The 8,968-nt window shown below is 35.5% G+C and carries 8 protein-coding genes; 4 read left to right on the forward strand and 4 right to left on the reverse strand.

Annotation, left to right across the window (positions count from 1 at the left end; translation table 11 throughout):
* Positions 1-3: 3 nt before the first annotated feature.
* Complete coding sequence (locus tag HM983_RS15565) at positions 4-336, forward strand: ribonuclease Z (RefSeq protein ID WP_179346660.1); 333 nt, start codon at positions 4-6, stop codon at positions 334-336.
* Between the two features lie 47 nt (positions 337-383).
* Entirely contained in the window at positions 384-1,289 is a 906-nt protein-coding gene (locus tag HM983_RS15570) for a ribonuclease Z (protein WP_179346661.1), read from the forward strand.
* Here HM983_RS15570 and HM983_RS15575 read toward each other — a convergent pair.
* Positions 1,279-1,695, reverse strand: a complete 417-nt coding sequence (locus tag HM983_RS15575; protein WP_179346662.1) for a hypothetical protein — start codon at positions 1,693-1,695, stop codon at positions 1,279-1,281. The genes HM983_RS15570 and HM983_RS15575 overlap by 11 nt on opposite strands.
* 82 nt (positions 1,696-1,777) lie before the next feature.
* Here HM983_RS15575 and pdxH point away from each other — a divergent pair, with 82 nt between their 5' ends.
* Positions 1,778-2,425 carry a pyridoxamine 5'-phosphate oxidase gene (gene pdxH / locus HM983_RS15580; protein WP_179346663.1) on the forward strand — a complete coding sequence of 216 codons (648 nt, stop codon included), beginning with the start codon at positions 1,778-1,780 and terminating at the stop codon, positions 2,423-2,425.
* 213 nt (positions 2,426-2,638) lie between these two features.
* On the forward strand, positions 2,639-3,136 hold the full coding sequence (locus HM983_RS15585) for a CAP domain-containing protein (RefSeq protein WP_179346664.1): 498 nt from the start codon (positions 2,639-2,641) through the stop codon (positions 3,134-3,136).
* Between the two features lie 556 nt (positions 3,137-3,692).
* On the opposite strand, the gene HM983_RS15590 is transcribed toward HM983_RS15585, so the two are convergent.
* From HM983_RS15590 to HM983_RS15600, 3 genes are all read right to left on the reverse strand, one after another.
* Positions 3,693-5,597 (reverse strand): OmpA family protein, encoded by a 1,905-nt coding sequence (locus tag HM983_RS15590; RefSeq protein WP_179346665.1) that lies wholly within the window; start codon positions 5,595-5,597, stop codon positions 3,693-3,695.
* A gap of 13 nt (positions 5,598-5,610) precedes the next feature.
* A complete protein-coding gene (locus HM983_RS15595; RefSeq protein WP_179346666.1) occupies positions 5,611-6,546 on the reverse strand; it encodes a PorP/SprF family type IX secretion system membrane protein in 936 nt (311 codons plus the stop codon).
* A 10-nt stretch (positions 6,547-6,556) separates the two neighbouring features.
* The coding region (locus tag HM983_RS15600; protein ID WP_179346667.1) for a gliding motility-associated C-terminal domain-containing protein at positions 6,557-8,968 on the reverse strand (2,412 nt) is incomplete at its 5' end.

Raw genomic sequence — 8,968 nt, forward strand, 5'->3', positions numbered from 1 at the left:
ATTATGATTATAGATAGAGACGGAAATATTACTATTATTACCCAAGAAAAGGCATCTATCAAAACGTTGGTGCATAATATAGAGCAAGGTTACAATAAACATAAAAATTATCATATTGTAGTAAATATTACCAGTATAGATAATGTAACATTAATGGATATTGTAGAGTTTCTTCGTTTAAGCAATAACCACAGAGCTGATAAAAAATCTTTTGTTATTGTTACCGCCAATGCTAATCTAGACGAAATGCCAGATGAGCTAGTAGTTGTACCGACTATGAAAGAAGCATATGATATTATCGAAATGGAGGATATTGAACGTGATTTGGGATTCTAAATAAGTTTAGAGTTTGTAAACTCTTACCATAAACCTGAAAAATATCCATGAAATTAACTATTCTCGGCTGTCACAGTGCCACTCCAAGAGCCAATACAAATCCGACAGCACAGATTTTAGAGATTAAAAACCATGTATTTCTTATAGATTGTGGTGAAGGTACCCAGGTAGAATTGAGACGAAACCGAATAAAGTTTTCAAGAATAAAACATATTTTCATTTCACATCTCCATGGAGACCACTATTTTGGTTTAATTGGTTTGGTGAATACATTCAGTCTTCTGTCTCGTGAAACTGAACTCAACATTTATGCACCAAAAGGTCTAAAGGAAGTAATTCTGCTTCAGATGAAACTTGCAGGAGGTTGGACCAAATACCCATTGATCTTCCATGAGTTGGAATCCAAAGAACCACAGCTCATTTATGAAGATGATAAGGTGACAGTTACCACAATTCCATTAGATCACAGAATATATACTAATGGCTTCTTGTTTAGAGAAAAAGAAAATGATCGTAAACTAAATATCGATGCGGTTAATGAAGCCAATATCAATGTAGCCTATTTCAGAAAGCTTAAACAAGGTGCAGATGTAGTAAATGAAGATGGTGTATTAATTGATAATAAGACAGTCACAATAGATCCAAAACCGCCAAAGAGCTATGCTTATTGTAGTGATACAGCCTATAATGAGCGTATAGTGCCCCAGATAAAAAATGTCACTGCATTATATCACGAATCTACATTTTTAGAAAAGAACAGAGATCTTTGTGAACCAACAAAGCACAGTTCAGCGAAACAAGCAGCAACCATAGCAAAACATGCGAACGTCGGTACCCTTATTTTGGGCCATTATTCTACGCGCTATGATGATATAAGGGAATTTAAAGTTGAAGCAGAGACAGAATTCGATAATGTGAAATTGGCAATGGATTCAAAAGTTTTTAATTTTTAAAATCGTCTAAATTTGAAATCCATTTAATTGCTTCATCAAGACTGCTACAGCGTTTCAAACTTTTTTTAAAAAACTGTTTTTCTAGCGTAGCATTTAAGTGATTCAGTTGATTATAAGATACGATGGCTGTAGCGACTAAAAAATCATAATCTTTACTTAATTCTGTCCAAATCTGTGGATCAAAGGAGTAGGAATTGTATCTATTGGAAATATAACCTAATTTTTGATCCTTCTTGAGATATTTGTTCAAACGATCAATAATTTCTACTGCGATAGATAAATCGACGTGAACACCTTCGTTTAATTCAGAAAGCACAAACTGTTCGGTAATATAGAAAGTGCCAAATTTAAACTCTTCTTTTTTGAAGGATAGATGCTTGGCATATTCAGTATTTTCAAATCTCATTAATCAATTTTAATACGTAAATTTATATGGAATTTACGATGCTTAAAAGCGAATAAGCAAAAAATATTAGATTAAATACATAATGGAAAGAGACTTAAGCAATTACAGGAAATCATATAAAAAAAACGAATTGTTATTAGAAAATACATCAGAAAATCCATTTGAATTATTTAGAGATTGGTTTGTAGAAGTAGATCAGTATAAAGAAATAGATGAGGCCAATGCTATGACTATTTCTACTATCGGTTTGGATGGGTTTCCAAAAAGTAGGGTAGTACTGCTCAAAAAATACACAAGTGAAGGTTTTATTTTCTATACAAATTATAACAGTGAAAAAGGAAAAGCAATAAGAGCTAATCCTAATGTTTGTCTGTCATTTTTCTGGCCAGCGGCAGAGCGCCAAATAATAATCAAGGGTCAAGCAGAAAAAGTACCCGAAAGTTTAAGCGATGATTATTTTGAATCGAGACCAAGAGGAAGTAAGCTGGGTGCTATAGTTTCAAATCAAAGTCAGCCGATTAAAGATAGAGATGTACTCGAAAAAAAATTAAAGTCCTTAGAATCTCAATTTGAAGGTAGGGAAATAGAACGACCAGAATTTTGGGGTGGTTTTATTGTAAAACCTATTGAATTAGAATTTTGGCAAGGCAGACCTAACCGTTTGCATGATAGAATACGCTATAAACTTGAAACCCCACAAAACTGGAAAAAGGAGAGGTTATCTCCATGATGCTTAATGTGTAATTTATTTTAAATCACTTTATCGATAAAAATTAAAAAAGAACGTTGAAGTGTCAAAAAATTAGCTCAAAAAGTGCATTTCATCGATGTTCTACATTAAAAATCGATTAAATGCATGCATTTCATCGAAATTATCTGCATTTCTTTTTTTTTTAGCCTATAGGTTGTTAGATTAGTAATCCCAAACCTAAACAACCTACATATGAAACTTTCTAATATAATGCCTTTTATGGCGATTGTTGCCCTTTTAAGTTTTAGTTCTTGTTCTACTGATGGTGATATGGACGAAAGTATCGAGGCAATTGAAGTGCCTGTTGCACCCCAAGCTAAACAAATTGAAATAGAAATAATGGAGTTGATCAACGCTTATAGAATCAATCAAGGTTTAAATCCATTAACAGACCACTCTACAGTAAAGGCTGTTGCTTTTACACATACAGATTATATGATTGAAGTAGATAATGTATCACATGATAATTTTTTTCAGAGAAAACAAAGCCTTCAAATTAATGCAGATGCAAACATCGTTTCAGAAAACGTAGCCTATGGTTTTAGTTCTGCCGAATCAGTTGTAAATGCTTGGTTAAATAGTGAAAGCCATAAAGATAACATAGAAGGTGATTTTACCCACTTTGATATTTCTGCTGAGCAGAATGATGCAGGTAAGTGGTATTTTACAAATATGTTTATAAAGCGATAAAACCGCTCTAAAAGTTGATTAATAGCAAAAGAAAACCGCAGTATTGCGGTTTTTTTTATGTTTATAGCTAACACAATTTTACCTTCATAAGAATTGGGTTTATGTGAGGCATTATAGTTATCTGACGTAATATCAATTTGTAAGATTTAAAACATTACCATTTAAAAGTATTAACTTTATTTATTGACTATAAACTATATGTTGTCATTTCAACTAGGGCATAACTTTAGGTAGTCTTAAACGGGTAGTGTTTATTCCTTTTGCAGAAATGATGAGATGATTAAGACTTAATAATATCTATTTATCTTTAACCATTACCTTTTTAAGATACTTCTTTGATAAATGTACTGACAATGGCTTGTCTTATTTTCAATCGTTAGAAGGGGTGTATTTTTGATCCATACCAATCTAAACCTTCAATTATAAAATAGAGTTTGAATATCAGAATTCTATTATTCAGTACTGCATACAACAAAATTTAAATTCGTCTACTTTTCAGAATAAAAAAAGCAAGCCTAATAGAGCTTGCTTTATAACTAAACAAATTGCTGTTGTTTTATTCTTTTACAATATAAAAATAAGAACGTCTGTTTATTTGGTGCTCTTCTTCTGTACATTTTACACCATTGGCACATTCGTTAAGTAATTGAGTTTCTCCATAGCCAATAGCACTTTCAATTCTAGAAGGATCAATTCCTCTGGAAATGATATAATCCCTTGTAGATTTTGCACGTCTGTCAGATAGTTTTAAGTTATAATTATCTCGACCTCTACTATCGGTATGGGATTCAATTTTAATCACCATATCACTATGTTTGCGCATTACATCTACAATATTTTCTAATTCGTATTGTGCATCGGTTCTGATGTTAGACTTATCAAAATCAAAGAAAATAGGGTTGATGACTATTTGACTATCAATAATTAGAGGTGTCAATTTTAAATCTACAGAGGTTACTGTACCAGAAATACCATCTGTAGTAGTTGATCTTTTATCTTCTTTGTAATCAGGTTTATTGCCAACCAAAGTATAGGTTTTATCACAATCTACTTTAAACATATATTTTCCGCCTGCTTTGGTAACAATTTCTTCCAGTACTTTACCTGTCTCATTAATCAACCTTACAGTTACTCCCGTTAAAATCATATTGGTTTTAGCGTCCTTCGCAACACCTGATATTTCCTGTTCACATGGCGAAGTGCCAAAACTGTATATATCGTCACTTCCTTTACCTCCTGGTCTGTTTGAAGAAAAATAGCCCGAATCAGAATTGGAGTTTATAAAAAAAGCAAAATCGTCGTAGCCACTGTTATATGGTGAACCTAAATTTTCAGGTTCTGAATTATTATTTTTTAAGAAGTTAGATTTAAATATGTCTAGTAGCCCTAAATTTAGGTGTCCGTCAGATGAAAAGTAAAAGGTACTGTCCTTGCTTACAAAAGGAAACATTTCACGTCCTTCAGTATTTATAGATTCTCCAAGATTTTGCGGGGAACCGTAGCTGCCACTTGGTTTTATTTCGACCGAATATATATCAGTTTGTCCAATGCCACCTTCACGGTCCGATACAAAATATAACGTTTTATTATCTGGACTTAAGGCCGGATGTCCTGTGGAATAAACTTCATCATTAAAAGGTAACTCTTCGATATCATTCCATGCGCCATCTATCCATTTGGCTTTATATAATTTTAAATGTGTAGTTCCCTCTTTATCGTATTTCAGTCTTTTACGTTTGTTAACATTATCTCTGGTAAAATACATGGTTTTGCCATCGTTTGTGATGGCCACGGATGCTTCGTGGTATTCTGAATTTATATCATTGGAAATGATTTCAGAAACATCTTCAAATTTAGGTATACTATCCCCTCGATGAAGTTTTGCTTGATACAGGTCTAGGAAAGGTTCTTGATTCCAGCTGTACACTTTTTTGTCATCTCCTCGGGAGGAGGCAAAATACAGTATGTCATCATAGAGGTAAGAACCAAAATCAGATTTTTCGGAATTAATATTCAAATTATTGATTTTGACCACATCATTTGATTTGTTGGTCAATTTATTGTAAATATCAACTTCGTCCGGGTTGTAACCTTTTAACCTACTATCGCCTTGTTGGACTGCGCTTAATTCTTTAAACCATTTGTCTGCCTCTTCGTATTTACCAATACTTCTTAGAGACTGAATATATTTATAAAGATATTCTGCATCGATTTTCTTATGTTGTTTCAATGCTTCACCGTACCATAATGCTGCTTTATCAGAATTGGAATTGTTATAATAGGCGTCACCTAATCGTGTTAAAACATGCACACTACTATCACCTTTTGCTGCAGCTTTCTCATAGAGTTCAATGGCTTTTACGTAGCCAAAATTCTCAAAAAATTTATCCGCTAACTTTGTTTGTCCAAAAGACATAGAAAAAGTTAGGATAACTAAAAGAGAAAAAATATTTGTTTTCATAATGTGTATCGATTTAGAAATAACGTGGTGATTTAATACGCTTGTTCTTGAAAATTTCGAACATAAGTAATACTTCATGTGTCCCACTAGTGTAAGGTCTTATATCAGAAATTGGGTATTCATATCCATATCCAATTCTCAATTGTTTTGAAATCTGAAAATCGGTAATTGCTCCAATTGCTGCTGCCGATTGGTCAATTCTGTAACCACCACCAATCCAGAATACTTCATTAAACAAAAAGTTTGCCGAAATATCAAATGAGAGCGGTGCACCATTAGTAGCTTTTAATAAAACTGATGGTTTAAGTTTTACGGACTGACTCAAATCAAAAACATAACCACCTGTAAAATAGTAGCTTATTCGTTCTAAAGCAACGTAGTCTACATTGCCACTACCACCTTTATTGTAATCCGTATTTAGAATTCTTGGTGCCGAAAGCCCAACATACCATCTGTTGGTGTGCCAATATAACCCAGCGCCTACATTGGGACTCCATCGGTTAGATACGTCGTTAAAAAATGGGTCATTTACAACCGACGGATCGTTTAATAATTCTTGATCTAGACTATAATGAGTAAACCCTGCCTTTATACCAAAAGCTAATTTACTTTTTTCACCAGTCTGAATTGTATATGAAAAGTCACCATATAAATATGAGAAATTCTCATAGCCCAATTCATCATTTATAAATGAAAGTCCTAACCCAATTTTTTGATTTCTCAAAGGTGCATGTATGGAAAGCGTTTGAGTTTCTGGTCCGCCGTCCAACCCGATCCACTGACTTCTGTGTAAACCAACGGCACTAAAAGTCTCTCTACTTCCTGCATAAGCAGGATTAATTGAAATAGTGTTGAACATGTACTGCGTGAATTGAGGCAACTGCTGAGAAAAAGCTGTTGAAGCACTCAACGCAAACAGTATAACACATAAATATCTGTTTAATTTCATCGTAGGTTTTTTATTTTGTTGCAACGTAGATAGGACCTGCAAAAGGTTCTAACCCACTGTTTCTTAATTTAATTATATAGTAGTACGTACCCGTTGGGACTTTCCCGGAAGCGCCTACAGAAGAGCTGTGTGCTTCACCGCTCCAATCGTTTTGGTAGTTTCTGTTTTCATAAATTTTAGCTCCCCAACGGTTAAAAATTTCAAGCTCAATTACAAATCCACATTCTTCAACTCCGCTCACAGTAAATAACTCATTGAAATTATCACCATTGGCAGTTACTGTTTTAGAAATAACTACGTTGTCCTTACCACAAGCCAATACTACACAATCATCATCGATAGTCACGTTAACCTGAATTTCTTTAGGACAAGGTCCTTCTGTTATTGAATATTGGAAGGTATACATACCAACCTCTACTGATGATGGATCAAAGAAACTTCCACTGATGTTAGCGTCACCGTCAATTACACTCCATTCACCATTCATATTAAAATCTCCTGATAACAAATCGAATAAGTCAAATTCCGAATCAAGTACACAACGTGTGGCATCAAAAGCATTAATAACATTACTGATTTCTACATTAATGGTTTGGGTGAATACAGCTTCATTGGCACAATCATCTACCACGGTCCAAGTTCTAATAATCTGATAATCTTGAAAGTCATTTGCTTGGGAAGAATCTTCGTTAAAAGTCACCGTAATATCATTAGAACAAGCATCTTGAAAAACAAGATTTGGAACTTCAGGAATATCATCACAAGCTACGGTAATTGTTTCGTCATATGGTGTTACCAACATTGGTGCAGTGGTATCTTGAACAGTAATAATTTGAATATGAATGTTGTCATTTCCACACGCATCAACAGTTGTCCATGTTCTTGTAATGATAGAATCCCCAATACAAGCACCATCTGTAATTTCCTCTTCGAATTCTACAGTAACATTTCCACAATTATCTGAAGCGGTCAAAGTTGATGCTTCTGGGATAGCGTCACATTCAACCGTCATATCCGTAGGCAAGCCTTCGTTGAAAGTTGGTTCCGACGTGTCCTGAACAGTAATTATTTGAACGTGTACAGTCTCGTTATCACAGCTATCAGACGCCGTCCAAGTTCTAGTAATAACGAATTCGTTATCACAAGTTCCAGCCTCAGTGGTTTCTGTCAGCTCAACGTTGGCAGTGCCACAGTTGTCTGAAGCGGTCAAAATAGGTGCAACTGGGATAGCGTCACATTCAACCGTCATATCCGTAGGTAAGCCTTCGTTGAAAGTTGGTTCCGACGTGTCCTGAACAGTAATTATTTGAACGTGTACAGTCTCGTTATCACAGCTATCAGACGCCGTCCAAGTTCTAGTAATAACGAATTCGTTATCACAAGTTCCAGCCTCAGTGGTTTCTGTCAGCTCAACGTTGGCAGTGCCACAGTTGTCTGAAGCGGTCAAAATAGGTGCAACTGGGATAGCGTCACATTCAACCGTCATATCCGTAGGCAAGCCTTCGTTGAAAGTTGGTTCGGTTGTATCGACTATATTAATTGTCTGCACTAAGTTCGTGGTATTGTCACACTCATCGATCAATGTCCATGTTCGGGTAATGGTAGATTCGTTTGCACAAGAACCAGCTGCAACAGTATCTGTAAATGTCGCCTCGAGACCAGTTGAGCAGTTATCGGCTTCATCTGTTACGTCACCTGTAATGGTTAAATCGGTTGCATCAACATCACATTCTATTGTAATATCAGCAGGTATTGTAAAAGTCGGTTTCGTTGTATCGACAACTGTAATCGTTTGTACCAAAGTGGTCGTATTGTCACACTCATCGATCAATGTCCATGTTCTAGTAATGGTCGATTCGTTGGCACAAGAACCAGCTGTAACAGTATCGGCAAATGTCGCCTCGAGACCAGATGAGCAGTTATCCGCTTCATCTGTTACGTCACCTGTAATGGTTAAATCGGTTGCATCAATATCACATTCTATTGTAATATCAGCAGGCACTGTAAAAGTCGGTTCCGTTGTATCGACAACTGTAATCGTTTGTACCAAAGTGGTTGTATTGTCGCATTCGTCTGTCAATGTCCAAGTTCTTGTGATGGTCGATTCGTTGGCACATGAGCCAGCGGTAACCGCATCGGCAAATGCCGCCTCGAGACCAGTTGAGCAGTTGTCCGCCTCGTCTGTCACGTCCCCTGTTATAGTTAAATCGGTTGCATCAACATCACATTCTATTGTAATATCAGCAGGTACTGTAAATGTAGGTTCCATTGTATCTACAACAGTAATTGTTTGTACCAAAGTGGTCGTATTGTCACACTCGTCTGTCAATGTCCAAGTTCTTGTGATGGTCGATTCGTTGGCACATGAGCCAGCAGTAACCGCATCGCTAAACGTTGCTTCAAGATCAGTTGAACAATTATC

It is taken from the genome of Winogradskyella ursingii, assembly GCF_013403975.1.
Taxonomy (GTDB): Bacteria; Bacteroidota; Bacteroidia; order Flavobacteriales; family Flavobacteriaceae; genus Winogradskyella; species Winogradskyella ursingii.

What these genes read in the sequence shown, in the direction of transcription:
- HM983_RS15595 (WP_179346666.1), bottom strand. Translation starts at nt 6,546, where the DNA reads ATGAAATTAAACAGATATTTATGTGTTATACTGTTTGCGTTGAGTGCT.
- HM983_RS15570 (WP_179346661.1), top strand. Translation starts at nt 384, where the DNA reads ATGAAATTAACTATTCTCGGCTGTCACAGTGCCACTCCAAGAGCCAAT.
- HM983_RS15585 (WP_179346664.1), top strand. Translation starts at nt 2,639, where the DNA reads ATGAAACTTTCTAATATAATGCCTTTTATGGCGATTGTTGCCCTTTTA.
- HM983_RS15575 (WP_179346662.1), bottom strand. Translation starts at nt 1,695, where the DNA reads ATGAGATTTGAAAATACTGAATATGCCAAGCATCTATCCTTCAAAAAA.
- HM983_RS15565 (WP_179346660.1), top strand. Translation starts at nt 4, where the DNA reads ATGATTATAGATAGAGACGGAAATATTACTATTATTACCCAAGAAAAG.
- pdxH (WP_179346663.1), top strand. Translation starts at nt 1,778, where the DNA reads ATGGAAAGAGACTTAAGCAATTACAGGAAATCATATAAAAAAAACGAA.
- HM983_RS15590 (WP_179346665.1), bottom strand. Translation starts at nt 5,597, where the DNA reads ATGAAAACAAATATTTTTTCTCTTTTAGTTATCCTAACTTTTTCTATG.